This window comes from Paenibacillus whitsoniae (genome assembly GCF_003955665.1).
In the GTDB taxonomy this organism is placed as follows: Bacteria; Bacillota; Bacilli; order Paenibacillales; family NBRC-103111; genus Paenibacillus_E; species Paenibacillus_E whitsoniae.
This window is the reverse complement of the sequence record NZ_RXHU01000066.1, coordinates 162,696-188,669: the sequence shown is the minus strand read 5'-3', so window position 1 is coordinate 188,669 and position 25,974 is coordinate 162,696. Positions and strand designations below refer to the sequence as shown.

Sequence of the window (25,974 nt, the reverse complement as noted above, 5' to 3'; positions counted from 1 at the left end):
ATCATCGACATTTCGGAAGTTACATTTGCAATCAGTTGATGAACCTGAGCCATACCTAAGCCCGATTTCGTTATTTTCAAACCGTAACGGTTCTTAAATCCATTCATTGTAAAATGAAATGGTCTTCCAAATTCATCCCTAATATTTGTGTCTTTTGAGAATTTATCTAAGTATCGAACCACGACCAAACATCCAGTCGCTTCTGCAAGCAGAATGATTGGCAGGTACTGGAATCAACTTTGGCCGATCTTCTTGGTAAATCAATTTGCGGATTGGTAAATCCGGAGCTTCTGGCCATTCATATCTTTGGATATAGTAAAGAAAGTTCTCTACGCTTCCGATTTTATGCCAAATATAATGATCTGAAGGAGCTAGTTTATTTATTCCCCCTTTTCTGCCTTTAATCAATGTACTTTTAAGAAGTTTGAAGTACTCTTCAATATCTAAACGAGTAAGTCTTTTAAAGTCTGTCCAATCCGGGTACTTTAAAGCAATTAATTTAATAAACGGTGTCAGACTGATGACTGCACTACGTGCAGTACTAAATGTAATTGAGTCCTGGACATCCAGAACTGCCGCTTTGGCCGGGGAAGCCGTTTATCATCAAAATCCGGAGGCTTTTTGGCCGTTCTATGAGGCGGTTTACGCCAAGCAAGGGGACGAGCAGACGAACTGGGCGACGGCAGATACGCTCATTCAAATTGCGAAAGACGCCAATTTAAAGCTAGATTGGGATCTGCTGAAAAAGGACACTACGGAACAAACCTATGCGCAGGATGTGAAGAACGACGAAGCCATTGCCGGGAAACTTGGCGTGAACAGTACGCCAACCGTGTATATCAACGGACGAGTGGTTGCGGGTCAGGATACGTTTAATTATAGTGCTATCAAAGAAGCGATCGGGAAAGCGCAAGGTGAATCTGCGAAATGAAAGATCTATTGAAAGCCTATCGCTTATATTTTCCCTGGATCATTGCGGTTATTGCACTTGGCGGCAGCTTATTTTTCAGCGAAGTCATGCTTTTTGAGCCTTGCAAGCTCTGCTGGTTCCAACGCATCTGCATGTATCCGCTCGCTCCCCTGCTCGGCGTCGCCGCGTACAGAAACGACAGAGGGATTATCCCCTATGCACGCCTATTAAGTGTCGTCGGGATGTGCTTCTCCCTTTTTCACTATCTGGAACAAAAAGTGCCGGCCATGTCCAAAGTGCTGCCTTGCACGGTAGGCGTTCCATGCAGCGGTCAGTACATCAATTGGCTGGGATTTATTACGATTCCTTTCCTGGCGCTTGTGGCGTTTGCGCTAATTACACTGCTGTTGTTTGTACGAGAAAGCACACAAGCGTAGAAAAACAGGTTCTTCCTTATTGGAGGAACCTGTTTTTTAGGTTAGTCGGTTGTCCATTCTTCGACTTTAAAACATATCTTTTCTAATAAATTCCGATCATGGCTAATAACCAGAATGCCTGCCTGATTAGCTTGTGCCCATCGCAACACGGCCTGCCAGATTTGCGCTTGCGTAATCGCATCCAGCATGGTTGTCATTTCATCGGCAATTAAATAACGGGTATCCCTTCCAAGAGCACGGGCGATACATATGCGCTGAAGTTCGCCCCCGGACAGTTCATGCGGATAACGATCAAGCCATTCCTGTTCAACGCAAAGCTCGTCGAGCAGAGTTGGATTAATCTCCCCTGCTTCCGCTAACGTTGAACGCATTCTCCATTTGGGGTTCACAGCATGCTCCGGATGCTGCAGGACCAGTTGCACCGGGTTGAATGTTCGATCAGCAAGTGATCTCCCGCCTATAAGCACTCGTCCTTCCTGAGTGGACATGTGCCCGGATAGCAGCTTGCCAAGTGTAGATTTTCCGCAGCCACTTGGGCCGAAGAGTCCCACGACTTCACCGGGCTCCACAAGGATATTCTTTTCACGAAATAGCCATTCATTCTTGCTATAGCGATAGCCAAGGGACGCCCCTTTAAGTGGCATGGAAGCACCTCGCTTCCCCGTCTCGGATTTGACGCCAAGGAGGAACCTCTTCTCTGCAGGTTTCCGTGGCCAGTATACAGCTTGTTGCATAAGCGCAGCCGGATCGGTCCCTACTTCCTCTCAGTTGCGTGCTTGGCGTTGCTGTGAATTGCCTGCTCGGAAGTGCACGCAATAGCGCCTGGGTATAAGGGTGCCGCAGCCCCTCGCCGTCTCCGTCAAAGTCTTTTCGAGGAGCTGTCTCCACAAGCGTACCTGCATGTAAGACAGAAATGCGGTCTGCGATCGTCAGCGCGGCTTCAATATCATGCGTAATGAGCATGACCGCGCCGCCGCCGTCGGCCAGTTCACGAAAGCGCTCGAGCGTCTCCGTCATGGCTGAAGCGTCTAGTCCTGGCGTCGGTTCGTCCGCGATGAATAACTTGGCTCCGCTCACTGTTGCGGTGGAGACCAGCACTTTGCGCGCCATGCCGCCCGAGAGCTGGAACGGAAACCATTTGGCAACCGCGCTGGCGAGCTTATATTTCTGAAAAGCCTTCTCCTGAAGATCAGTTGGATCGCCTTGCCTTGCAGCTTGTCTTACCTGCGTTCCGACATGCATCAGCGGATCCAGAAAAGCGACGGATTGCGGAATGAGGGCAATATCTTTGCCCCGAATCCGTTTTTGCCGTTCCGACGTCAGCGCTTGACCTTGAAAATGAATTTCTCCAGAAACCTCCGCGTTTGCCGGGAGAATGCCCAAAATCGCGTGGGCAAGAAGGCTTTTTCCAGAACCGCTGGCTCCTACGACAGCGACAATTTCTCCGGCATTAATCGAAAGACTAAGGCTATGAATCGTTTCCGTGTGGCTGCGCTGCATGCTGCGATCCGTATGGTGAAAGCGAATTTTGAGGTTATGAACTTCCAGCATCCTCGTACCTCCCCCCTCATTCATCTTGATGACCGATTGGCCGCAGAATCGCCCATTGCTTCAAGTCCTCGCCAAGCTTGGCGAACGCTCTGACCAATAGCAACAAGCAAATCCCTGGACAAATGGCGAGCCACCATAAGCCGGATGACAAGTACCGCATCGATTCGGATAAAATAATGCCGATGGCCGGCTCATGCGGCGACAGCCCCATGCCCAGAAAGGTAATCGAGGCTTCATGCAGAATCGCATGAGGAATAAGCAGGATCAGCCCTACGAACATCTGCGGAAGGACATGCGGCACCATGTGCCGGGTGGCAATCCACCAGGAGGATCTGCCAAAATTGCGGGAAAAAGCCACATAAGGCGCTCCTTTGATTTGCAGCACTTCCGCCCGAATGACTCTGGATAGACTCGGCCAATGTGTTAGGGCAACGCCGATAATAATGCCTTTGGCTCCGCCTCCAAGTACAAAAGCAATTAAGAGCAACGTGACCAGGTGCGGCACGCTAAGAAATAAATCGGTCACCCAATTGATGATTCTGTTGATGGTCTTTCCCGTGACGGAAGCTGTTAAGCCAAGAATTCCGGCGATCCCGACGCTGGAAGCTCCAGCTATAAGCCCTACACGAAGGCTGAGAGCCAGCCCTTTTATCGTCCGAACCAACATATCCCTGCCGAGCCAATCGGTCCCGAATGGATGATGCAGAGAGGGAGCGAGATTGCGCTCTCCCAAGTTAGTCGCAAGCCCCTCGTCATCAATTGTTCGAGATAACACGAAGACTGCACAGAGCAGCAGGATGGCGGCAATCGTGTTAATATGCAATCGTCGACCTCTATATTTGACGGAGGGCGGGTTGTGCGAATTGGCGACCATTTTCATCGCTCACCCTCCTCCTTCATTCTCGGATCGATCAATCGGTAACTCAAATCGGCAATCGTGTTGCCCGTATAAACAAACAGCGCGCTAAAGAGGACGACGCCAAGCAATAAAGGCACATCTCCGCGAAGCCCCGCATCCACGGCTGCTTGGCCCAAACCGGGGTACGAAAAGACCTGCTCGGCCAGAACCGCTCCCCCGAACAATTCACTAAAGGATGCGAATTGCAACGTAATCCAGGGCAGAGCGACATTGCGCAGTCCATGCCGCCAGAAGATCTTCATGCCATATTCGCCTTTGGCCCGGGCAAATAACCAGAACGGAGAAGCCTGAACATCGAGCAATTTCTCCCTCGTGTGCAGGGCAATTGCCGCAATGCCCGTTACGCTGAGCGTTAACGCAGGCAGCAGCATATGTTTGACGCGGTCAAGCATATGCACTTGATCGGCAAGCACGCCTGCTGGGACGGCCAAACCGACCGGCAGCCATCCTAACCATACGGCAAAAACAAGCATGAATAAGAGCCCCACCCAGAACGTAGGCGTAGAGGAAAGCATCAGGCAGTACCACCGGATCAGCCTATCCACCCAACTACGGCGATTCATGGCTGCAAGGGAACCGAGGGTAAAACCCAGAAATCCGGATACCAGCCATGCTGTGCCCATTAATGCAAGCGAAGCGGCAAAACGCTCGCCAATCACTTCCAGAACAGGGCGACGAAAGATCATGGAAGTTCCCAGATCGCCGCTTATCGCTGCCCTAAGCCAATGTCCATACTGCGCAAGCGGCGGCTCGTTTAATCCCCAGTATTGGACGATGGCTTCCCGCTGTTCCGCACTGACTTTCATCATGTCGGCTCCGATATAAGCCTGAACGGGATCGATTGGAGATAAATGGACGAGCATAAAAGAAATAAAGCTGACAGCGAGCAGCAGCAGAAGCAATCCCCCGCTCTTTCTCAGCAACCATGCAAGCCAGCTAGAGCTGCGCCAAGTGCGAACTGCCGAAGAGCCGCTCAGGATGTCCATTGCCATTCCTCAATGTTATCGGTAATCGGCCAACCATGCCCATGCGGGTGAAGCTTCTGCTTGCCGATGTCGAGTCCCGATTTTACCAAGTACAGATGATCGACATTGACGAGCCATGCCCAAGGCGCATCGCCTTTCGCGCTTAAGCCGGTTTGTCCGTCCCACTGCGCTTTCTGCCAATAGGCCCAGGCGTCTTTTTCGTTCGTAGCACGCAAGGCTTTGGTCATATAATTCTCAACTGTCGCATTGTTGTAATAACCCGGATTGTAGTACTCAACGCCGCCATATTTTTTGCTATACACGTTGTACATTTCAAGCGGATCATGGCTTCCCCAGCCAAACATAACGGCATCAGCATGCATGCGCTTCTCAATGTCGTCCCAGCTCTTGCCTTCAACTTTGATGGAGATACCCAGCGGTTTCATCATGTCGGCGGCTGCAATAGCCAGTGATTGCCGCGTCACATCGCCCGAAGGATAGATCAAGTTGAATTGCGCCTTCAAAGCGCCTTTTTCAACAATACCATCCCCATCGGCATCCAACCATCCGTTATCGGCTAGCAGCTTTTTGGCCCCAGCCATATCGGCATCCGTAAAGACAGCTTCTTTGTTGAACCAAGGAAGACCGTCGTTCAAGGTGTAAGCCGGCGTTCCGTGTCCTTCCAGAATACCTTGTACCAGTGCCTTACGATCAATGGCGATATTAATCGCCTTGCGGATTGCCGGATCGGCGGTCACGTCATTGCCGATCGGATACCCATCCTTAGTCGTTCCTCCTGCTTTGACAAACGGGAACATAATGCCACGGTTATCGGCTGTCTGCAACGCCTTGAGCTCCATGCCGCTTACGGTTTGTTTGCTGAACGCGGCTGGAATCGCAGCCATGTCAACCGTGCCGGCTTTGGCAGCGGCAAACGCAGCATCTTCATCCAGGAACAGAAACGTTAATTTATGAAAAGAAGGCTGCTTGCCGTAGTAGTCCGGGTTGGCCTCGACGATAAGCTGCTGTCCCTTGTCCCATTGAACCAGCTTGTACGGACCTGAGCCAATTGGCTTCAAGGCATAATCTTTCCCATGTGCATGCTTAGGAACAATGCCGGTGGCAACAAGCATTTGAGTAAATGTGGATTGGGGCTCTTTGAGTGTAAACTTCACCGTTGATTCATCAGGTGCATCCACACTTGCGACATTGCTTAAATCAATGGATGATCCGCTTTTGGCCGCGGTTTGATAGGTGTACTGAACATCAGCCGACGTGAGCGGATGACCATCGCTGAACTTCACGCCGCTCCTCAGCTTCACCGTCCAAACCAACCCGTCTGCGCTGACTTCGTATCCTGTTGCAAGATCGTTGATAACGTTGAGGCTGCTGTCACGTTTCAGCAATGTACTTTGGAACAAAGGCGATCCGTACCGTCCCCAACCTGTTATGGGATCAAAACCTGCTTCTGGCTCACCGCCGATCGCAAGGACGAGTTCCTGCTTTGCGGCTGCATCCCCTGTTGACTTCGGTTTCTCTGGCTGACATGCACTTAGACCTACGATTATCGCCAATAAAATGATCCAAGTAATAAAGCGGTTCTTCAAAATATACACTCCCCTTTTTTAAAATGTTCACGTGTGCAGTAACACGATTTGCGTAAATAGTAACACAATATTATAATGTTGTCATTAGTAAAAATCGTTCTAAGGGCTAGATTCATTTCCCCATAGGTCTAAAATGCTTCTTCTCTTTCCCATTGTTTTATGCTAGGCTTAACCCAAACCGCACACGTGTGCATCGAGATTACAATTTATATATTTATGAGGTGAAACAGCTGTGATCGATGTCATCGTCATTGGTGGCGGTCCATGCGGACTATCCGTAGGTGCTGCCCTGCAGAAGCAAGGTATTCATTATTTAATTCTAGAGAAAGGTGCAATTGTTAATTCCATCCTTTCCTTCCCCGTAAATATGCGTTTCTATAGTACAAGTGATAGACTTGAGATCGCAGACATTCCTTTTCTGTCGGAAGAAGAACGCCCTTCCCGGTCTGAAGTGTTGCGATACTATCGTTCTGTTGTCATGAGACAGAAATTAAATATTTTAACCTTCCATCACGTCACGGAAGTCGTACGTCTCTTGAACCATTTTCGCATTGTTTGCAGTGATCATCAGGGACAAGAACGCGTGTATGAAGCACGGCAGCTCGTTTTTGCAACCGGTATTTACGATCAACCAAGATTGTTAGGTGTACCGGGAGAGCAACTCCCAAAAGTGAAACATTATTACTCAGAGGGTCATTCCTATGCAGGGAGAGCTGTGCTTGTGGCTGGAGGGAAAAATTCGGCCATTGAGGCGGCAATCGATCTTTATCGAAGCGGAGCTGAGGTAACTCTTGTTCATCGTGGACCAACCGTGTATCAAGGTATTAAGCCTACGCTATTGCTCGACATTCGGAACATGATTGAGAAAGGACGAATTCTCTTCTATCCCGAAGCCGCGGTTACCGCAATTGATGAAACATCTGTTTATGTGCAGCGGGGTGACAATCTGATTAAAGTTCCCAATGAATTTGTCTTCTCATTAATTGGGTATCGCCCTGATGTTGCTCTCCTGCAGCAGTTGGGGATTGAACTAGACGCTGAAACGCAGGTTCCTAAGTTTAATTCAGATACGTTTGAAACCAATGTTCCTAATGCTTTTGTCGCCGGCGTGGTGACTGGCGGGATTACGAATAAGGTATTTATTGATGATGGACGACTTCATGGGTTTAATATTGCTAGGGCTCTTGCAGCCTCTATTCATTAAAACGATTATAATAAAAAACCTCCGAGTCAATTTAATTCGATCGGAGTCTTTTTATTTTTTTATATTAAGTTCATTTATTTCCCTTTTTAGTACGGTATACTTTAAATCATTCGGCTCACGTTGTTGTACTTTGTAATCAAATGTCTCACTAAGGAATGCATTTTGCAGCTCAACATTGAAATCGTAGATGTATGTAAGTAAGTCTATAATTAATTCGCCACTAGACTGGCAATAATCAGTTAACTCTTGAGTCTCTAAATCACTCAATTTTATATTGTTCAAATATTTTGAGTAGTATAATTCAGCAATTCGAATAGTACACTTATTAAGTCCTCTTTCAGTTTCAGATAACTTTCGTAGAAACTCATTTTTCATTAATATGAATTCGTTCAGTACAACTTCTCTCGACTCAAAGAAGTATAAGAAATTGTAAGCGGGTTTTCTTGCACTATCCCAAAGATCATTAATTTGATCATTTGGCTTTTCCCACCTTTTGAAAGATATTTCAGCTGCATCAATTGTATATTTGACTTTTAGGTCACCAGGTAGCAAAGTAAGCAATAAATGTACATCGCCAAGTTTTTCTCTTGTAATTGCAAGATGTTTTATTGCTTCGTCCGCTGTCTTAATTTGCAGTTCTCTTTTAAATTTATTACGATCTAGTTCAATGTTCCTGCGGTGTTGCCTATTTAAATTTGTGATTGCAATCCACCAACCAACAATTGCAATTAAAATTGGCACCACAAAATTTATTTGCAAATCGGAGCCCTCCCATCTTCCATTCGACTAACTACGAAAAGAGTATCACACTACATTTTTTCAAACAAGATACAGGTGGCTCTCAAGTCTCTTTACACCATGCAACTCAATAGCTTATAAGTCTATAAAAACTTACTTCATAACTTTAAGCTCGTTCTCCATAGTATCTTTACCATAAAAATCATCAAAAAATGTTAAGCTATATAGAGCGTTAAAAAGTCTCAGTGCATCAACGGACTCCCATTCGCCAATATTATCTCTGCCATGCAGTACCCAGTTGCGATTAATAAATGATGGTTTAAATGACTCAACTTCAAAATATCCATATCCGAAAGCTTTATCAATAAATCTCCGAACTGAGGTAAATAAAGGCTTTTGTATGCTTCCATCAGTAATTTGTTTATTTATTCTCCTAAAAGCTATCTTCCATTTCTGATTTTTAACAATATCAAAAATTACGCCCTCTAAAATTAAAAATAGGCTTGGTATTACAATAGCATGTCGACCCTGTTCATAATTAATAAAGCAATCCTCAAGAAGCTTCTTCCACTTACCTCCAAAAGAACTAACCGATAATAATTCACTTTTCATTCTGTTGTAGTTATCAAGTTCTTCATAGTGCAATTTAAATTCATAGTCAACTCCGACTTTACTCTTTCCCTCAATCATTTCTTGGCATTCCCTAATAGTTGAGTGAGGCGGAATAGTCCAACCCTTGTCGGCCCCTTCAATAGCGATTTCCTCGAGTAAGGAAAATTGTGCATTCCAGTCTATTTTGGGCAGTGAGCTTAAAGTTTTTGTGATTTCTTCAAATTGCTTTTTTAACTTTTCTTGAAATAAAGGATCAATAAGGTTCATAATGCAGTTCCCCTTCCGTGATAATTTGTTAAAACATATTCAAGTATTAGCTTCTAGGGAGAAATCGTTAATATTTCAACTATAAAACATCATCCTGGCGATGAACAGGGCGGAAGTATTACGGGTCTAAGCTAGGTACTAGAGAATTTTTCAAGTTATTAAATTGTCTTGCCGGATCAGGATAATATAAAGGTATGCCACGGTAATCAGAACAAATTCTAGGCACAGATTGGCAATCGGAACAAATTGATGACACACAGCTATGACAAGAATTTGTTCTGATAAAAGAAAAAATCCGCAATATCTGCGGATTTTAATCGGACTATATTCTTGGCATTCGACAATATTTGTCGGAGGACAAGAACATATATCTTTAAAAGACAAGAACTATAAAAAGAGCGCTCAGTATCTGACGGTACCAAGCGCTGTTTTGAAAAATCAATCCTTCACTGTTTAACTTCAATAAAACCAGCAAAAAAGCGATCCTCATGAAAGGTCTTCGCTTTTTCTTAATTGTTCGATTCGTCTTTTTTCTCCTCGATGAAGCCGCTGATTGCTTGTTGGCGACGCGCATTTTTGGCTTCGATATTCTCTTTGTCTACGGCAGATATTTCGTCCGCATGCTCATCAAGATAATCTTCTGCTTCATGCAGATTGGCTATTGTATGATCGATAGCATTCTGGATACGAGCTGGGTTATCTTCACGATTGTCTGGGTTTGCCATACTATATTTTCCTCCTTAACGATAGATTGACATCCTGTTATACAATTCCTCAAAACCAATTCAATTATTCAAAAAATAAGTAAATAGACAATATTCACGAGATACTTCTTGCTATGACACACAGCAGGAATTTGGAATATATATTCTGTCAAAAAAAACCATGCGGATATCTACGTCTAAATGAAACGCATAGTAAACAGCCCTTTGACGCAAACGCCAAAGGGCTGCACGGACAAATTCTCGATCAGGTGTTCCTGGTTAGCGAGTTCGACGGTGTGATGTGGTTTAACTCCCTTCATTTGTTTCGTTTAGAGCACCTACTCTCCTTCTACTTTTCCTTGAAGCTTATCGGATACGCGGTAGCCTAAACGAAATGACCCGCAAGAAAGACACTTGTTTAAGTGTTTTCTTGCGGGTCGGCAGAAACGCCATTTTAAGCATCACCTGGTTGATCGTGTGTATTATTTTGTGCAGACTGATCAGGCGATTTTCGAGTTCGAGATTGCAGTTCCTTATCTACAGTACGCTGAGATTTGGTTCTCTTAGTTTTAGTTTTATCGGACATTTAGTTACCTCTTTTCTATTTCTTTAGGTGAACCATTTTGTTAACTAACCACTTTAATTACTATTTGCCTCTTCAATTTTGCCCTTTTGATTTGGTTTTTGGTTTTTTTGCTTTTCGGATTTCACGCTTTTCTTTTGATTAGTCATAATTTTAGCACACCCTTTTGAGTAATTTGAAACATATATATTGTATTCACTTAAGAAGTTAAATAAGCAGACACATTGTACCAATCATTTTTTGTTCGTCGGAAAAATTAAAAGCTTTTCAAATGAGATTATTCTTGCATAATCCTCCTTTACTTTCCACAAAATAAAACACAGCGATTCATTATCGGACCGATGGGAGCAAATGGCAAGGAAAAAGACAGCTTTGGGGATTTTCCACGTTATTCTTCCCGAAATAAAAGATCCCCGAATGACGGGGATCTGAAAGCACTTATGTTTATGTCGCCGGAGTAATTTACAGCAGCTCCTTCCCTTCTGGTGTATGAGTCCGGCTCCGGTTCATCTTACCAATCAGGTGTTTTGAAGTCTTTTTATCTGGTATCACTAGATTATTGGATAATTCAACTCAAAACTTGGGTAGCAATAGTATGGTGGTCTAAGTCCTAGACATTGGCCAGGTATCCTTGATATAGACCTTCTTTACTTTTTCATTTGAATGGTTTACTAGCAATAGCTTTACTTCTGGGATTAAATTCATATCTCAAAATGATAGCCTTCTTTCATTAGGAAATTCGGCCGGGGGCGACGGCATTGACTCGGATCCCTTGTTTCACGACATTTTCAGCCAAGGCCCGTGTCCAACCAACTATTGCGCCTTTTGTGGCCGTATAATCTATCATTTGCTGCTCACTTACATAAGTCACCACTGAAGTAGTGTTAATGATTGAGCTGCCTGGTTTTAAATGAGGAAGTGCTGCTCTTGTTGTGTAAAAATGAGAGTAATGTCAAGCAGACTTAGTTGTTGGAATTGGATACCAACGTGGTTACAAAGAATATCGAGACGTCCAAACGAATTAACCGTTTGTTCAACAATAGAGATAGATTGTTGTTTGTCTCGCAAGTCACCAGGCATGCGTAAACAACGTTGTCCGAGTTGTTCAATCCTCGTCTTTGTTCTATTTGCATCCTCATGTTCGTCTAAGTATGAAATAGCAACATCTGCGCCTTCTTTGGCAAACGCAATTGCTACTGCTGTCTCCTCCTGTAAAAAGTGCTACTTTTCCTGTTAACTTTCCACTCCCTTTATAGTTCGGGTTTTCGATAATTGGAAGGGGTACCATTAATTTTTCCACGCCGGGATGGCTCAGCTGGCGCTGTTCAGGTAAACTTATCGGAATTTCTACTTACCGTGTGATTTTCCCATAGGATACATGGGATAAGGTTGCGTTTTCATGTTCGTTTTGAAACATTTGTTGCATTTGTTTTATTTGGTCTAATTGACGATTTTGTTCCTTTTGATCCATGGAATTCTCCTATAGAAATAAAACCTTTGAGTCGCTTCAGGCTAACGCTTCTCTGTCCCCCTACTAAAATTTATGCTACCGTATCCAGGAAGACCGATGAATTCTCGGATCGGCTGTCGTCTATATAAAAGAAAGCATATATGAAAACAATTAAATTTGACGAAGAGGTGTTTTAACATGGCATTAACGTCCACATTCACAAGCTTCAACCTACCTGTAAAAAACGTAGAACAATCAAAAGCGTTCTTCACAGGGCTCGGATTCGAGCTCAACCCGCAATTCCCTGATAACGAGAATTCGGCTGCCATCATGATTGGCGATAACCTGCAGGTCATGTTGATCAATCAAGCATTCTTTAATACGCTTACGGAGAGGGAATCCGTCGATACGAGCAAGTATGCACAGATGACGATCGCGTTGGCCTTCGAGAGCCGGGAAAAGGTCGATGAGATTGTAAATACCGCAGTTGCCTTGGGCGGGAAATTGCACGCTGAACCTGAAAATCATGGGTTCATGTATCATTGGGGCTTCGTGGACTTGGACGGCCATCTGTGGGCCATTAACTGCATGAACATGGATGCGGCACAAGGTTAATGCTAACGGAGAGCACTCTCGTACTGTGATCAAAAAGAAAGACGCTGGGTATCTTCCCTAGCGTCTTTTTCGCGATGTAATAGATCAATTAAACATAATATATATTATGTAAACAAAAATACCATCATCCATTCATCATGAAAAGTGACAAAACGACAACGATATTCGAGCAACATTTTAAGCGTAATCGGCTATTCTATGAAAATAGATTCCTAACTTAGTTATAAGGAGGCATTCAAAATGGCTCAACCTGCAGACGATCTTCAAACCGATCGCATACAAGCGACACCGAAATTATCTTTGAAACTCCTATACACACTCATACATGAGCTTAAAGATGAAAATATCCAACTAAACCAACGAATAACTGAATATGAAATAACCATGGCTGCACTGCTCCAAAGTCATCGAGAAACCGCTGCTGCCTCAATTTCTGTGCGCATGCCTGTCGAAGAAGCACAACAACCCCTAAACGAAAACGTAGCTTCCCATTCACTATCAGCTTTGATCGATCTGCCCCGTTCCGCGCGTCATCGTACAGATAAGAAAAACGCCATGTTGGCAGTATTCGTACACACGTTGAAAAAAATGCTCTCGCCGCGAGGGAGACGTAGAGGACATTTTATCCGGTAACACAGCGTCTCCCTCCTCTTTTCCCTCTTGACAGAGTCGAACCCCCCTCCTTTTTCGGCGATTTTTGCGATATAATGAAGTTTACCATCATTGCGGGGGGCCCTCTTATTTTGCAAAAAATCTTCGACAAATTCCCTTTTAAAACTTTAATTATTTTTTTAATTGCCATTGTAACGATGAATATTACCTACTACAATCACTCCAAAACCCTTCTTTTGAATCAGCAAAAAGAGAAAATCGATATTCTAACCTCGACGATCTCGACTCTGCTTGACTCCCAAAGCGAGGGAGAAGCCTCCTATGAAGAAATGATCGCTCAGAACCTGCGGTCGTCGGCGCTGGCGATTCAAGAAGCTTTGGATCCCGATTTTCATCAAGTCGACAATGCCCAATTAGTTGCTTTAACCAAGAAGCTTGATTTAGACGGCATCAGCTTGTTTGAGCGCAGAGGCGATGATTTCGTGGTCGTTCGCTCCTCTGATCCAAAAGAATTGAATGCCAGCTCGAAAACGTGGGGAATCGTCTACGATGCGCAGCTGCAGCTCTCTGATAAAAAGAAAGTGAATATTGGCACGGGCCTGGCGCTCGAGCATTTTTGGAGCGGCCCGATCGATACCGCCTCAACAGATGAAAGTGTCATTCGGAAATGGGGAGAGTATTTCGATGGGACAACGAACTACATTATCAACCCTTATGTGAATGTAGCGAACAGTCTCTCCCATTATCGCAACAAAATCGGCGTTGATGCCAACATTACAAAGCTGCTGGCGAGCAATCAAGACAATTTACTGGAAATTGCCGTTTTAAATTCGGAGAAAATTTTCAAAAATGGTCCTACACCCTATCAAAGGGACAATTGGTATTCTGAGCGTCTGATTGAATATGGCTCCTACGATTATCGCGATACCCTGGAAGGCGACAACATGCAGGAAGCAATCCGGCTCAAACAACCGGTGTATTACGTGACACAAATCAATGGCAAAAAGGTTTTGAAAAGCTTTACTCCTTTTCTTACGTCGAATTTGAAATATAAAAAAGAAGAGATACCCAAAGTGGTCATGGTCGCTACCGACTACAGCCAAGTACAGAAAGCTTTAAATGGGCAGCTGTCGGACGTCATTCTTTTTATGACGATCGTGACGACACTTGGCTTGGCTTCAATCTCGGCCTTTCTGATTCTCACAAGAAAGAGAAATGAAGGTCTCGTGAAAAATGTACAGGATGTGTACCTAGACAATATCAATTCCATCGTTCAATCCATCAAGGAACAGCGGCATGACATTAGCAACCATCTAACGGCCCTCTCCTGGATGTTGAAATCCAAAAGGTACGAGAGTGCGGAAGAATACATTCGCCCCCTGGTCCATGATGCGGCCATGCTGGAGAATCAAATCAAAGCGATTGAAATTAACGTACCTGCTATCAGCGCCATTATTCAAGCCAAGCTAGCACAATCGGAGCTGCACAATATAGCCATGCACGTCGAGTTCAGCCGCATGGATAACCTTCGTCTAACTACAATGAAAGCGACGGACCTGGTCCGTGTTATTAGTAACTTAATGGATAACGCTTTCGATGCGACGCTGGAACTGCCTGTTCAGGAACGAAGCGTCAGTATCGAAGGAAATGTCACGGATAATCAACTGCACATTCGGATTCGAAATTCCTGCCACCCCTTGCCCGCTAACTCACAAGCGCGTTTATTTGAAGCCGGCTTCTCGACGAAGATGGGTAAAAAGAACAAAGGGCTTGGTCTTCATATTATCCAACAATTGCTCGAGCAGCATCGCGGTACCATTGAATGCGATGCAAGTGAGAACGGTATGACGTTTTCTTTGATGCTTCCATTAAAAAGTGATGTCGAGAACATGTCCGTCAATGCTAATTTTCACCTTTAGGAGTGAGCTTATGATTCGGCGCGGACGATTTGCCCCCACCCCATCCGGTCAACTTCATATCGGAAATGCTTTCACTGCGCTTTGCGCCTGGCTGCAAATTCGGCAAGCCGGAGGTCAATTTGTACTTCGGATCGAAGATATTGATAAAGGGCGGTCCCGACCCGACTTGATGACACAGCAAATAGACGATTTGCGCTGGCTTGGTCTCAATTGGGATGAGGGGCCTCATGTTGGCGGACCTTTCGGACCCTACGAACAGCGTCATCGCGAACCGCGCTACGAAGAAGCGCTCCAGCAGCTTCATGCGAAAGGCTGCATTTATCCCTGCTACTGCAGCCGTGCGGAGCTTGCCGCTATTGCCAGCGCACCGCATGGACTTTCTTCGGAAGGCCCTGTATATCCGGGATATTGCCGCCAGCTTTCGCAAGATGAACGCCTGGCCAAAGGCGTTCAGAAATCGCCGGCCCTCCGTTTTGCCATGCCGGAATCCATGAACCGCTTTGACGATGCCGTCGCAGGCCAGCAAGCTTTCAGCGCTTCCGAGATTGGCGATTTTGTCGTTAAGCGTGCGGACGGCATGTTCAGCTACCAGCTCGCCGTAACGGTAGATGATGCGGCAATGGGGATCACCGACGTGCTGCGCGGCAGCGACTTGCTGGACTCTACTCCGAGGCAATTAGCGTTATATGCTGCACTTGACTTGACACCTCCACGGTATGCGCATGTCGCCTTGCTTGGCGATGCCGAGGGTAGTCGCATGTCCAAACGGGATAAAAGCTTATCGATCGCAGCCCTGCGAGCGCAAGGCGCCACGCCCGAGCGGCTGCTCGGTCTGCTCGCCCATCTCGCCGGATGGTTGGCGCATCCAGAACCGGTGTCAGCTGCCGCACTGATTCCCTGCTTCCACACACAGCAGCTCGGAAAACCGATGATCCGAGTGACGAACGATCAACTGCAATGGCTTTATTAATGCATCCACAATAACCCAAAAGACAGAACTTCATGAAGTGAGGTCTCTTGGGTTCTCTATTTGGTTATTTTGTTTACATAATATATACTATGTATTCATTTAGTGCGCGAGCACAAAAAAAGACCGGATCAAAGCTTTAAGCTTCGTCCGGTCTTTGCTATGTTTATTCCGTTTCCTCAACGTTATGATAAACCTGCTGCACATCCTCCAGGTCTTCAAGCGTGTTGATGATTTTATCAAATTGCACTTGCGCATCGGCTGGCAGTGTAATGTAGTTCTGCGCCAGCATCGTAATCTCAGCAATCGCAAATTCGGTAATTCCCGCTTGTTTCAGTGCATCCTGCACCACTTGGAACTGATCCGGTTCGGCATACACCATCACCAGCTCGTCTTCTTCAGCCAGATCGCGCACATTCGCGTCAGCTTCCAGCAAAATTTCCATCACGTCGTCCAGCGACTTGCCTTCTACGCCGAAAACAGCCGTTTGATCGAACATGTACGTCACGGAGCCGCTGACGCCCATGTTGCCGCCGTTCTTACTGAACGCTGCGCGCACTGCGGACGCCGTACGGTTCACGTTATTCGTCAGCGTTTCAACGATAATCATGGATCCTGCAGGTCCGTAGCCTTCGTAACGAAGCTCTTCGTAGCTTTCTTCGCCGCCGCCTTTCGCCTTCTCAATCGCGCGGTCGATAATCGCCCGCGGCACGTTGTACGTCTTCGCTCTTTCCAACACGAAACGAAGCGCTTGGTTCGATTCTGGGTTCGGCTCGCCTTTGCGGGCGGCTACATAAATCTCCAATCCGAATTTCGCGTAAATTCGACTTGTATTGGCATCTTTCGAGGCTTTCTTTTCTTTGATGTTATTCCACTTGCGTCCCATAGATCTACCACTTTCTGTTCAATTTAACCCTATTATACCTTGTTCGGGCCCCGAAATAAAACTAGAATCACAAAAAAGTCACAGATTTGAAATATTTTCAATTATAAATTTCGTGTCAAAAGGTGTAGAATATGAGAATACGGATTGAATTTCATATACGTATTTCATACTTTATCTTAACGTATGTGAAAAATGTTACGACCTCCAGGGGATCGACGATGCTCCCCAATCGAGTGTGACATGGACCCGATTTATTCATCGCAGAGGAGGATTATAAGTATGTCACAACCAACTGCTGTTCAAGAAGTTGCAGCAACGATCGCTGCAGAACCAAAATCGTTAGATGTACTGGATCAATTGTTAAAGCCTGAGGTGCAGCAATCCCTAACGGTGCTTGTTGACAATCTTCCAAAGCTGGCTGAAATGGTCACAGTACTGACGAAAGCCTATGATTTCGCCCAAAACATTGCAACGGACAAAGTGCTGATCAATGATTTTGCACAAGGGATTGGCGAATTCGTGAAGCCTGTTCAGGAAAAAGCGAAAGACATCGCATCGGCTGCGATTGAAGCTGGCGAGCGTTCACAGGCTGAAGCTGGAACGACGATCGGTCTTTTTGGCATTTTGAAAATGTTGAAAGATCCGGAAGTGCAAAAGACGCTTCGTTTCGCGCAAGCTTTCTTGAACGTACTTGCAGAACGCAAAAACTAACAGGACAAGGATGATAACCCATGGCTAAACAAATACTAATTCTTGGCGGCGGTTATGGCGGTCTGCTTACGGCGCTTACTGCCCGCAAACATTTGTCGGCTTCCGAAGCAACAATCACAATTATTAACCGTTATTCTACACATCAAATCATTACGGAATTGCACCGTCTTGCCGGCGGCACAATCAAAGAGAAAGCTGTAGCGCTTCCGCTGCAAAAGCTGCTCGGCGACAAAGACGTTAACATTATTGTTGACACCGTCAAGGAAATTAAACCGGACGACAAAAAAGTGGTCACCGCAAGCGGCGCTGTACATACTTACGATGCGCTCGTTGTTGCGCTGGGCAGTGAAACCAACTACTTTGGCATTCCTGGACTAGAAGAAAACAGCATGATCCTGAAATCCGCCGACGATGCGAACCAAATCCGCGAGCATGTCTACGCGCGTCTGGATGCTTACAAAGCTTCCGGCAACAAAGCGGATGCAACAATCGTAGTTGGTGGCGGCGGCCTGACCGGCGTTGAGCTTGTTGGCGAATTTGCCGACAAACTGCCAGAAGTTTGCCGCAGCAAAGGCATCGATTTTGGCGACATCAGCATCTACTGTGTTGAAGCGGGCCCTGCGATCCTGCCAGTTTTCCCTAAAGTGTTGATCGAGCGCGCAGTAGCGAGCCTTGAGAAACGCGGGGTAACGTTCTTGACTGGCGTTGCGATTACAGAAGCTACGAAAAATACGGTTTCCCTGAAAAGCGGCCAAACGATCGAAACGAACACAATCATCTGGACAGGCGGCGTAAAAGGCAATGCTGTCGTGGGCAGCTGCGGCATCGCAGAAGACCGCGGCCGCGCAACCGTTACGTCTACCCTGCAATCGACTTCCCATCCTGACGTGTTCCTGGCTGGCGACTGCGCAGTTGTCTTCCCTGAAGGCGGCGAGCGTCCTTACCCGCCAACAGCGCAACTGGCTTGGCAAATGGGCGAAACGGTTGGTTTCAACCTGTCCGTTCAATTGAAAGGCGGTGCGATGGAGAAATTCACGCCTGTGTTCTCCGGAACTCTTGGCAGCCTGGGCCGCAAAGACGGCATTGGCACCATCGGCGGCAACAATACGCAGCTGAAAGGTCTACCAGCTACCCTGATGAAAGAAGCGAGCAACGTGCGTTATCTTTCCCATATTCACGGTCTCTTCGCTCTCGCCTATTAATCTCACACAAGGATGTCTCTCCTTCTACTGGAAGGAAAGGCATCCTTTTTCTTTAGCGTGTCGGTAAAAGCACATTTTCAAAGCTATAGCATACCGGCGGCTGTTATTTGTTTACATAATATATAATATGTAATTTCATATGCAGCTTTTACCGTCGAGCTTGGTATTCCTGGAGATATTTCCGGTAGCTCTTGCCGACCGTATCGGGCATATCACCCAGCGCGAAAAATTCCAGCCCATGCGTCTCTATCTCATCCACCTGCAGCTCGCCGCTGAATTCCTCCGTGATATACACAGCGGTCACCGCGTAGAACTCATCTCCGTTCGCCATTTTGATATGATAGTCTGCCCCAGAGTAAACATTTAACATCGTTAACATTCCTAGCGTTAACCCCGTTTCTTCCAACACCTCGCGGCGCACGGTATCTTCGAACGACTCACCCAGCTCCATCAATCCGCCAGGCAGCCCCCATGTGGTTTGGTTTCGTTTTTGGAGCAGGATGTCTCCTTCCCGGTTGACGATAATCGCTACTGCACCAGGCAAAATCAATGGCTGATGCCCAACATAGGCGCGAAGCTGTTTGTAGTATTCCATTAGGACGCCCTTCCCTCCATTCAGTTGCTCGACAGTAGATGGTACTATTTCGTCGTAATCCAGCATTTACCTCTTCCTGGGCAAAAAAACCTTCATCCACACAATGGGATGAAGGTTGAGCCTGGTTACGCCGCCGCTGCCTGCTGACGGCTCTTCTGGATGCGCAGCGCGAACACGGCTGCGAGCAAGCAGACAAACCCAGCCGTCACGAACGGGACGGTGTAGCTGCCGAGCAGGTCACGCACATAACCTGCGCCGTACGCCGCTAGGGATGCGCCAAGCTGGTGCATGACGACAATCCAACCGAACACCATGCCTGCTTTCTCCGGCCCGAACGCTGAGGACGCGAGCTTTGCCGTCGGCGGCACGGTCGCGATCCAGTCCAGCCCGTAGAACACGGCGAAGACGGTCAACTGCGTATAACCTGCGCCTAGCGCATGCGGCAGAAAGATGAGCGACAGCCCGCGCAACCCATAGTACCAGAACAGCAGCTTGCGGCTGTCGAACCGATCGGAAAGCCACCCGGACAGTGTTGTGCCGACGAGATCGAACATGCCCATCATCGCCAGCAAGCCAGCGGCGGTCACGACCGGGATGTTGTAATCGCCGCAGGCCGGGATAAGATGCGTGCCGATCAGCCCGTTTGTGGAAAATCCGCAAAAGAAAAATGTGCCCGCGAGCAGCCAGAACGTCGCGCTGCGCGTTGCCATACGCAGTGTGCTCAACGGGGTCAGCAGTATGCTGCCGGTAAAAGGCGCCGGCTTCACGACCTCCTCCGTGCCCAGTGCTGCGGCACCAACGTCGGATGGATGATTCCGCATCCAGATCCCAACAATCGGCAACAGGACAACGAGCGCGCCCATAATTACGAATACCGCATAGCGCCAGCCGGCGTCTTCGGTGATTTTGGCCAGCAGCGGCAAGAACAGAAGCTGCCCGGTCGCAGCGCTCGCAGTAAGTAAGCCGATGACAAAGCCTTTATGCTTCACGAACCAGCGATTCGCCACCGTTACACCGAGCACGTTGGCTAGCATTCCGGTACTGAGTCCGCCAAGCAAGCCCCACAGCAGCATAAGCTGCCAGACGGCGTGTATCAGCGGCGTCAACCCTAGGCTGAGCAGCATGACCATAATCGCACAAATCATCATGCGGCGAACACCGAATTTGGCCAGCATCGCCGCTGAGAAAGGCCCCATGAGACCGTACAAGAGAATTCGTACCGAGATGACCGCGGAAATGGCTTCACGCTGCCAACCGAATTCGCGTTCGAGGGATTGCATCAGCACACTGGGAAATGAACTGATCGCTGCGGAAACGATTAATGTAAGGAAAACAATAAGTACAATCTTCCAGCCGTAATAAAAGCGGGAAACACGCGGGGACGTAGACGTCATCTAGCCAACTCCTATCTGTTCTTTCTAATGGATGGATATAACCTTCATCCTCTGTTATTTGCTCATATTAACTTACCAGTAGGTAAGTGTCAAGATGTCATTTTCAATCAATATTCACACCTAATTCCTCGTTTCTTAGTCTTACAGGCTGCCTCACATTGTGATATTCAACTGAATTCCCCTCTATTTTGCATGGTTTTAGCCCAATGGCGGCAAAATTCCACCAGTGTCACCACATCTATGTAGATTTGATCACCGTTCAAGCAGCACCTTCCCCCATTTCTCGCCGCATTGACACTTACCTACTAGTCAGTATAAAATAGACCCATGGAAAAAGAAAACCGTAAAGCCCAAATTGTCGAACTGACGCTCCAGTTGATGAGGAGCAAAGGCTATGTCGCCATCTCCTACGACGACCTGGCGAAGCAGCTAGGTGTCACGAAGGCCAGCATTCACTACCATTTTGAGAAAAAGGAGGACTTAGGCGCCGCGGTCATTGAGCGTATCATACGCAGCCTGCAGCGCACATCGCAATCGACAGAGTCGGCGGACGTCAAGCTCAAGGAATTTATCGCCTATCGCACAAGCCGTCTCGGCTGTCATGCCATTTGCCCGATTTCATCGCTGCAAGCCGATTTCGTCTCCTTGCCGGAAGGCCTGCAGATGAAGCTGCAGGAAGTATGCCAGCTCGAACTTCAGACGCTGACCGATATTTTGGAAGCCGGCAAGCTTGAGCAACTGATCTTGCCGTCCGAGAATGCCCCCGCCCTCGCGGCGCTTATTCTTTCATCGATCAAGGGCGCCATGCAGTACGGCCGCGTCTTCGGCATCGACATGTATCCGCAGGTCATTCAGCAGTTCAACCGACTGCTGCTCAAGCGCATCGAGCCTGAAGTTGGCGCGTAAGATCGCAAATAGCCTGGCCGATAAGCGGCCAGGTTATTTGTCGGTGAGTCGCGGTGTATGTCGATGCTCCCACATCTCCTAGCTAACTTCGCTCTGTTCTCCCAATATGCCGCTCCCCCCGGCTAACGTTTGCCACCGCGCTTATTTGGCTCCACACGCTTGACTTTCCGCTAGAACGGTTGCCACAGGGCTTATTTGCCCAAATTGCACCGATTTCCGAGCAGTTTAGGCTAAATAGCCTCCTCTGTAACCGTTACATGTTGGGATTGCGCGTTTTTTGCGAAATAGGCGCTATCGTAACCGTTACACGTCTGAAAGGGGGGTTCACGTATGATCGACCATGCAAGATTGCAATTTTGTGGAGTTTCCGACCATAACGCTCCACCGCCGAGCACATCTTTCCGCTGCCAAGCTCTGCTTGCCTTTACCCAGCCAAAAAAATCCGCCCCGGCCCCATCGGCCAAAGCGGATTTACGATCATTCTTTGATCAAGATGCCCGGAGGCCCCTCCCATTTCGGGAATTCCAGCTCATCTTCGAACACGCCTTGCTTGATCAGTTCCTTGCATTGCGGATCGGTCATCGTCAGCGTATAGTCCTCACCGTTCGGCCCGATGAGGCCGAGCTGGCTTTTTGCCCGGAGCGAGACTGCCTCGGGATCGACAATCTCACGCAGCTGCGCTTCAAAACTTGCAAGCAGTTCGCGGTACTCCTTCATCTGCGCCAAATCGCGCATCTCCTGCGGATCATCCCGCAAATTGAACAGCGACGGCCGATCGTTGACGTAGTACGTGTATTTGAAGCCATCCTCCACGAGCATATACCAGTCCTGCTTGAAAAAATTACCGTGATACTCGGAGAAGGCATACGCGCCTCGTCCCGCTTGCTGCTCCCCGCGGATCAGCGGCAGCCAGCTGTTGCCCGGGCGGTCCGCTTCTGTCTCCAGCCCGGCAATGTCCATCAGCGTCGGATACAGATCGACGAGGCTCACGGGCAGTTCAATTCGCTGACCGGCCGGCAGCCCCGGCCCCTTTACGATCAGCGGCACGCCGACCGATGCCTCGTAGCTGCACTGCTTATAGAAAAGCCCATGCTCGCCGAGGTTCTCGCCGTGGTCAGACATGTAGACGATATACGTGTTATCGTACAGATTTTGCGCTTTGAGCTCGGCGATAATGCGGCCGATGTTGTCGTCCAGCGCCGTGATCATGCCGTAGTACGTCGCGATCACGTTCCTCAACTGGTCCTCGGTAATTTCACCGAGGCCGAGCGCATTTTGCATATTCCGCACCTGCGGATGCAGCCCGTCGTTCGGGAACTTCGCATCATGCGGCAGCACGACGCGATCCGGGAAATACTTATCATAGTAAGCCTGGGGCACCTTATACGGCCAATGCGGGAACATCAGCCCGACATACATCGCCCAAGGCTGTCCATCGCTGTCCTTGTCGCCCGCTCCCTCCGCTTCCGCGCCCCGCCGCTTCAAATAATCGATCGCCCACTCCGTAACGACCCGATCGTGATCATAGAACCCGAGATCCTTGTTATACCCGGTATCTCCATCCGTCACAACGTCTTCGCGAACGCCGGCGTTAACAATATGGTTCCGCTTATCCGCGCGGACATGTCCTTCCAGCCGCGAATACAGCGGCGTCTTACGCGGGTACGGCTTGAATGCCGGGCGTTTTTTAATGATTTTATACTCCGTAAAGCCACCGTCCTGATAGTCCCCGCAAAAGTCCATCTTGCCAAACATCGCGGTCGGAATACCCGCCTGATCCAGCTTGCGCGCCCACGTCATTTCCTCACGGTCGAGCGGGCAGCCGAGAAACCAGCTGTCGATCTGGTGCGGATATTTGCCGGTGACAAAGCTCATGCGGCTCGGCGTGCACACGGGACAATTGCTGTATGCGCTGCTGAAATACGTGCCTGCAGCCGCCAATTGATCGAGATTCGGCGTCTCGATGAACGGGTGCCCGCGGTAGCCGGTAATAGCGGGATGATGCTGATCACTGCAAATAACAACAATATTCGGTTTGCTCATGTTGCACAGCTCCTTTCCAGCTTAAGCTTACAGCGATGTTAATGAAAACCGCCGATAATGCGTGTGACTTCCTTCACTGTTCGAGAAGCCGATCATGCCGGTCAAGTAAGGGCGATCGTCGTCCACCGCATCGAGCAGCGACACGCCATCGACAGAAACCATGAACGTGTTCCCCACCGCCTTAATCGCCACCACCGCCGGCACATCCAATTCCCAAGCGCAAGCTGCTTCGGCCAGCTTCACATAGCCGTTGTCATTCTTATAAAGCGCGAGCTTGCCCCCCGGCGCAAAGCCGACCGCATACGAACGGATGCCGCCCTGTACGCGGAAATTCACGCGATGATGCTCGCCAAGCTTCGGCACGATGACAGTTTCAAACTGATAGTCGCGCCAGTCCAGCGCACCGGTGTACGCCTCCGCAGGCTCCCCGTAGTAGCTGCCGCTCAGCTCGCCGCCCTCCAGCGTCCAGATGCCGCGCAAGTAGGTCAGCTGGCTGACTTCGACGTGGAGACCGTTCCATTTTTCCAATCGTTCCTGGGCAAAATCCACCTCATACGACGGTTTCCCACTGAACGCAACGTGATCGACATAGCAGACGAGGCTTGGGCCTTTGGCGTTTTTTCCGTCCATCGGGATGAGCTCGATGCCTGCATGTTCGATGCATGCCCCGGAAAGGGGAGGAATGTCATACGCAAGCTTCGTCCACTCACCGGCGGCAAGCTGCACCACAGCGCCGTAATGAAACGCGTCCCCATTGCTGTCCCACACAAACAACCGCGCCAACACGCGCTGACCGGCCGGACCCGGATGCTGAATCGTCGCTTCAACCCGCTGACCCGGATACAAAATCGGCGAGAAGCTCGGATCGTACCGACTATCGTTAAAATCCGCAGGCCGATAATACGTCTGCTGGTAAATGCGATACGCACACCCGCCCTGCACATTGTTGAAATGCACCTTCAACGAACGGCTGCCGGTTGCCGAAACACCCGCTTCATTGTCCATATATCCCGTCACCGGCAAGTTATCCGTATGCGCCATCCGGAACGCATGCGTCGATCCCGGGTATTCGAAATGATACGACAGCCGCTCATCTGCGAATATACCTGCCCAACGCGCCGGCACCTCCTCGCCCGCCAATCGGTAGCCCAGCTTCGCGATGTACGTCGCACACCACGGGATGTCGAGGATGTTCAACGACCCGATCACACTGGAGCAGCACAGAAAATCGTTGATCGGCTTGCGCCATTTCGTATCGATGCAATCGATGCCGCCGCGCACGCCCATAATCGTTGCAACATTGGCCACATTACAATCCGTATCCCAGCCGCACATGTTGCAAATGTTAATCGTCCGCGAGAAGTCGCCTTCCCCGTACAGCAAGGAAAGAATCATCACAGCCGAGTTTGGAATAATGTGGCAATGCCCCGGATACTGATCGTAGCCGTAATGCGCCTTCACGTAGTGGAACGCGTCGCGCCAGTTCGACGGATGCTCGTGATAAAAGCGGATCACATCGCGCGTCACTTGCGCATATTCGCACTCCTTCGGAATATAGCCCAGCCCGATGTCGATGATGCGTTCGATGTCCCGCTCCTCGAAAGCCGCCGCAATGCATGCGGCGATGAACATGCCGCCGTATTTGCCGTTGCCGTCGTGTGAGACGGACGCAATTTTCTCCGCGAGATGAACGGCCAGCTCCGGATTGCCCGGTGCGACGAGTCCCCACACATCGATGAAAATTTGCCCGCCGATCTGCTCGGCTACGGCCACGCCATTTTGCGCGATAGAACCTGATCTAGGCGCCATGATCCCATTTTTCAAATTCATATAAGCCGTATGTTCCGTGGATTTGCCGTATCCGCCCCACCAATAGAAGCCGTGCCCGTCCGGCGCATAGTTCAGCCAGGTCAGGCCCATTTGCTCCGCTGTAATTTCACGTGAACATACGTAGTCTTCGAGCGCCCGCAGAAAGAAAATCGGTCCATTCGTATCGTCATCCGCCGCAAAGTTGATAAACTCGTGCAGGTATTCCGTGATCTCGCCAAACGTACGTTCGATGCGCTCATATGTCCAATTCTCGATCAAGCCGCCGTGACGGACGCCGATCACTTTCGCCAGCCAGCCTGCGTATACTTTCTCCACATAATCATGTCCAATTGCCATCCGGTACGCCA

General features: G+C 48.4%; 23 protein-coding genes and 1 pseudogene. 10 read left to right on the top strand and 14 right to left on the bottom strand.

All coding sequences use genetic code 11. The annotated features are described in order from the left end of the window. Window positions 1–424: 424 nt before the first annotated feature. Both EJQ19_RS21780 and EJQ19_RS21775 read left to right on the top strand, forming a co-directional pair. Complete coding sequence (locus EJQ19_RS21780) at window positions 425–931, top strand: DsbA family protein (RefSeq protein ID WP_478354293.1); 507 nt, start codon at window positions 425–427, stop codon at window positions 929–931. Continuing rightward, window positions 928–1,347, top strand: a complete 420-nt coding sequence (locus EJQ19_RS21775) for a disulfide oxidoreductase (RefSeq protein WP_126143349.1) — start codon at window positions 928–930, stop codon at window positions 1,345–1,347. The genes EJQ19_RS21780 and EJQ19_RS21775 overlap by 4 nt, the downstream gene beginning before the upstream one ends. A 41-nt stretch (window positions 1,348–1,388) precedes the next feature. Here the strand turns inward: EJQ19_RS21775 and EJQ19_RS21770 are convergent, their stop codons facing one another. The 5 genes from EJQ19_RS21770 to EJQ19_RS21750 are packed head-to-tail and all read right to left on the bottom strand — an operon-like array spanning window position 1,389 to window position 6,389. Next, on the bottom strand, window positions 1,389–1,991 hold the full coding sequence (locus EJQ19_RS21770; RefSeq protein ID WP_126143348.1) for an ABC transporter ATP-binding protein: 603 nt from the start codon (window positions 1,989–1,991) through the stop codon (window positions 1,389–1,391). After that, window positions 1,981–2,898, bottom strand: a complete 918-nt coding sequence (locus EJQ19_RS21765) for an oligopeptide/dipeptide ABC transporter ATP-binding protein (protein ID WP_241243025.1) — start codon at window positions 2,896–2,898, stop codon at window positions 1,981–1,983. The genes EJQ19_RS21770 and EJQ19_RS21765 overlap by 11 nt, the downstream gene beginning before the upstream one ends. 16 nt (window positions 2,899–2,914) lie before the next feature. Next, entirely contained in the window at window positions 2,915–3,772 is an 858-nt protein-coding gene (locus tag EJQ19_RS21760) for an ABC transporter permease (RefSeq protein ID WP_420901694.1), read from the bottom strand. Between the two features lie 2 nt (window positions 3,773–3,774). Then, complete coding sequence (locus EJQ19_RS21755; protein ID WP_126143345.1) at window positions 3,775–4,803, bottom strand: ABC transporter permease; 1,029 nt, start codon at window positions 4,801–4,803, stop codon at window positions 3,775–3,777. After that, on the bottom strand, window positions 4,791–6,389 hold the full coding sequence (locus EJQ19_RS21750) for an ABC transporter substrate-binding protein (RefSeq protein ID WP_126143344.1): 1,599 nt from the start codon (window positions 6,387–6,389) through the stop codon (window positions 4,791–4,793). Before EJQ19_RS21750 ends, EJQ19_RS21755 begins: the two co-directional genes overlap by 13 nt. A 232-nt stretch (window positions 6,390–6,621) precedes the next feature. Here EJQ19_RS21750 and EJQ19_RS21745 point away from each other — a divergent pair, with 232 nt between their 5' ends. After that, a complete protein-coding gene (locus EJQ19_RS21745) occupies window positions 6,622–7,593 on the top strand; it encodes a YpdA family putative bacillithiol disulfide reductase (RefSeq protein ID WP_126143343.1) in 972 nt (323 codons plus the stop codon). Between the two features lie 51 nt (window positions 7,594–7,644). On the opposite strand, the gene EJQ19_RS21740 is transcribed toward EJQ19_RS21745, so the two are convergent. From EJQ19_RS21740 to EJQ19_RS21725, 4 genes and pseudogenes are all read right to left on the bottom strand, one after another. Next, on the bottom strand, window positions 7,645–8,352 hold the full coding sequence (locus EJQ19_RS21740) for a hypothetical protein (protein ID WP_126143342.1): 708 nt from the start codon (window positions 8,350–8,352) through the stop codon (window positions 7,645–7,647). Window positions 8,353–8,484: 132 nt separating this feature from the next. Then, complete coding sequence (locus tag EJQ19_RS21735) at window positions 8,485–9,210, bottom strand: hypothetical protein (protein WP_126143341.1); 726 nt, start codon at window positions 9,208–9,210, stop codon at window positions 8,485–8,487. 509 nt (window positions 9,211–9,719) lie between these two features. Then, window positions 9,720–9,935: a small acid-soluble spore protein Tlp gene (tlp, locus tag EJQ19_RS21730; protein ID WP_126143340.1), complete on the bottom strand. Its 216-nt coding sequence runs from the start codon at window positions 9,933–9,935 to the stop codon at window positions 9,720–9,722. Between the two features lie 1,298 nt (window positions 9,936–11,233). Next, window positions 11,234–11,923: pseudogene (locus tag EJQ19_RS21725) on the bottom strand (SDR family oxidoreductase); the annotation flags it as partial. A gap of 222 nt (window positions 11,924–12,145) precedes the next feature. On the opposite strand from EJQ19_RS21725, the gene EJQ19_RS21720 reads away from it, so the two are divergent. The 4 genes from EJQ19_RS21720 to gluQRS all read left to right on the top strand — a co-directional run bounded on the left by EJQ19_RS21720 (window position 12,146) and on the right by gluQRS (window position 16,063). Further along, the gene (locus tag EJQ19_RS21720) at window positions 12,146–12,562 is read left to right on the top strand and encodes a VOC family protein (protein WP_126143339.1); all 417 of its coding nucleotides are present in this window, start codon (window positions 12,146–12,148) and stop codon (window positions 12,560–12,562) included. A gap of 240 nt (window positions 12,563–12,802) precedes the next feature. Then, a complete protein-coding gene (locus EJQ19_RS21715; RefSeq protein ID WP_126143338.1) occupies window positions 12,803–13,195 on the top strand; it encodes a hypothetical protein in 393 nt (130 codons plus the stop codon). Window positions 13,196–13,305: 110 nt separating this feature from the next. Next, window positions 13,306–15,093, top strand: a complete 1,788-nt coding sequence (locus EJQ19_RS21710) for a sensor histidine kinase (protein WP_164716661.1) — start codon at window positions 13,306–13,308, stop codon at window positions 15,091–15,093. Between the two features lie 13 nt (window positions 15,094–15,106). Further along, window positions 15,107–16,063, top strand: a complete 957-nt coding sequence (gene gluQRS, locus EJQ19_RS21705) for a tRNA glutamyl-Q(34) synthetase GluQRS (protein WP_206438465.1) — start codon at window positions 15,107–15,109, stop codon at window positions 16,061–16,063. Window positions 16,064–16,226: 163 nt separating this feature from the next. Here gluQRS and EJQ19_RS21700 read toward each other — a convergent pair whose 3' ends face one another. Beyond that, window positions 16,227–16,946, bottom strand: coding sequence for a YebC/PmpR family DNA-binding transcriptional regulator (locus tag EJQ19_RS21700; RefSeq protein WP_126143335.1), 720 nt, complete (start codon window positions 16,944–16,946; stop codon window positions 16,227–16,229). Window positions 16,947–17,225: 279 nt separating this feature from the next. Between EJQ19_RS21700 and EJQ19_RS21695 the strand changes: the two genes are divergently transcribed. Both EJQ19_RS21695 and EJQ19_RS21690 read left to right on the top strand, forming a co-directional pair. After that, entirely contained in the window at window positions 17,226–17,657 is a 432-nt protein-coding gene (locus EJQ19_RS21695; RefSeq protein ID WP_126143334.1) for a helical membrane plugin domain-containing protein, read from the top strand. Window positions 17,658–17,677: 20 nt separating this feature from the next. Beyond that, the gene (locus tag EJQ19_RS21690; protein WP_126143333.1) at window positions 17,678–18,859 is read left to right on the top strand and encodes an NAD(P)/FAD-dependent oxidoreductase; all 1,182 of its coding nucleotides are present in this window, start codon (window positions 17,678–17,680) and stop codon (window positions 18,857–18,859) included. A gap of 148 nt (window positions 18,860–19,007) precedes the next feature. Here EJQ19_RS21690 and EJQ19_RS21685 read toward each other — a convergent pair whose 3' ends face one another. Together EJQ19_RS21685 and EJQ19_RS21680 are read right to left on the bottom strand one after the other, a co-directional pair. Continuing rightward, window positions 19,008–19,454: an NUDIX hydrolase gene (locus EJQ19_RS21685; protein ID WP_126143332.1), complete on the bottom strand. Its 447-nt coding sequence runs from the start codon at window positions 19,452–19,454 to the stop codon at window positions 19,008–19,010. Between the two features lie 125 nt (window positions 19,455–19,579). Then, the gene (locus tag EJQ19_RS21680; RefSeq protein ID WP_126143331.1) at window positions 19,580–20,848 is read right to left on the bottom strand and encodes an MFS transporter; all 1,269 of its coding nucleotides are present in this window, start codon (window positions 20,846–20,848) and stop codon (window positions 19,580–19,582) included. Between the two features lie 327 nt (window positions 20,849–21,175). Between EJQ19_RS21680 and EJQ19_RS21675 the strand changes: the two genes are divergently transcribed. Next, on the top strand, window positions 21,176–21,754 hold the full coding sequence (locus tag EJQ19_RS21675; RefSeq protein WP_126143330.1) for a TetR/AcrR family transcriptional regulator: 579 nt from the start codon (window positions 21,176–21,178) through the stop codon (window positions 21,752–21,754). A gap of 477 nt (window positions 21,755–22,231) precedes the next feature. On the opposite strand, the gene EJQ19_RS21670 is transcribed toward EJQ19_RS21675, so the two are convergent. Together EJQ19_RS21670 and EJQ19_RS21665 are read right to left on the bottom strand one after the other, a co-directional pair. Further along, window positions 22,232–23,797 (bottom strand): sulfatase-like hydrolase/transferase, encoded by a 1,566-nt coding sequence (locus tag EJQ19_RS21670; RefSeq protein ID WP_126143329.1) that lies wholly within the window; start codon window positions 23,795–23,797, stop codon window positions 22,232–22,234. Window positions 23,798–23,824: 27 nt separating this feature from the next. Then, a complete protein-coding gene (locus EJQ19_RS21665; protein WP_126143328.1) occupies window positions 23,825–25,963 on the bottom strand; it encodes an ADP-ribosylglycohydrolase family protein in 2,139 nt (712 codons plus the stop codon). Window positions 25,964–25,974 lie beyond the last annotated feature (11 nt).

Coding starts and splice junctions, on each gene's coding strand:
- EJQ19_RS21775 (WP_126143349.1), top strand. CDS start 928: ATGAAAGATCTATTGAAAGCCTATCGCTTATATTTTCCCTGGATCATT.
- EJQ19_RS21770 (WP_126143348.1), bottom strand. CDS start 1,991: ATGCCACTTAAAGGGGCGTCCCTTGGCTATCGCTATAGCAAGAATGAA.
- EJQ19_RS21765 (WP_241243025.1), bottom strand. CDS start 2,898: ATGCTGGAAGTTCATAACCTCAAAATTCGCTTTCACCATACGGATCGC.
- EJQ19_RS21760 (WP_420901694.1), bottom strand. CDS start 3,772: ATGGTCGCCAATTCGCACAACCCGCCCTCCGTCAAATATAGAGGTCGA.
- EJQ19_RS21755 (WP_126143345.1), bottom strand. CDS start 4,803: ATGGACATCCTGAGCGGCTCTTCGGCAGTTCGCACTTGGCGCAGCTCT.
- EJQ19_RS21735 (WP_126143341.1), bottom strand. CDS start 9,210: ATGAACCTTATTGATCCTTTATTTCAAGAAAAGTTAAAAAAGCAATTT.
- tlp (WP_126143340.1), bottom strand. CDS start 9,935: ATGGCAAACCCAGACAATCGTGAAGATAACCCAGCTCGTATCCAGAAT.
- EJQ19_RS21720 (WP_126143339.1), top strand. CDS start 12,146: ATGGCATTAACGTCCACATTCACAAGCTTCAACCTACCTGTAAAAAAC.
- EJQ19_RS21715 (WP_126143338.1), top strand. CDS start 12,803: ATGGCTCAACCTGCAGACGATCTTCAAACCGATCGCATACAAGCGACA.
- EJQ19_RS21700 (WP_126143335.1), bottom strand. CDS start 16,946: ATGGGACGCAAGTGGAATAACATCAAAGAAAAGAAAGCCTCGAAAGAT.
- EJQ19_RS21695 (WP_126143334.1), top strand. CDS start 17,226: ATGTCACAACCAACTGCTGTTCAAGAAGTTGCAGCAACGATCGCTGCA.
- EJQ19_RS21690 (WP_126143333.1), top strand. CDS start 17,678: ATGGCTAAACAAATACTAATTCTTGGCGGCGGTTATGGCGGTCTGCTT.
- EJQ19_RS21685 (WP_126143332.1), bottom strand. CDS start 19,454: ATGGAATACTACAAACAGCTTCGCGCCTATGTTGGGCATCAGCCATTG.
- EJQ19_RS21680 (WP_126143331.1), bottom strand. CDS start 20,848: ATGACGTCTACGTCCCCGCGTGTTTCCCGCTTTTATTACGGCTGGAAG.
- EJQ19_RS21675 (WP_126143330.1), top strand. CDS start 21,176: ATGGAAAAAGAAAACCGTAAAGCCCAAATTGTCGAACTGACGCTCCAG.
- EJQ19_RS21670 (WP_126143329.1), bottom strand. CDS start 23,797: ATGAGCAAACCGAATATTGTTGTTATTTGCAGTGATCAGCATCATCCC.
- EJQ19_RS21665 (WP_126143328.1), bottom strand. CDS start 25,963: ATGGCAATTGGACATGATTATGTGGAGAAAGTATACGCAGGCTGGCTG.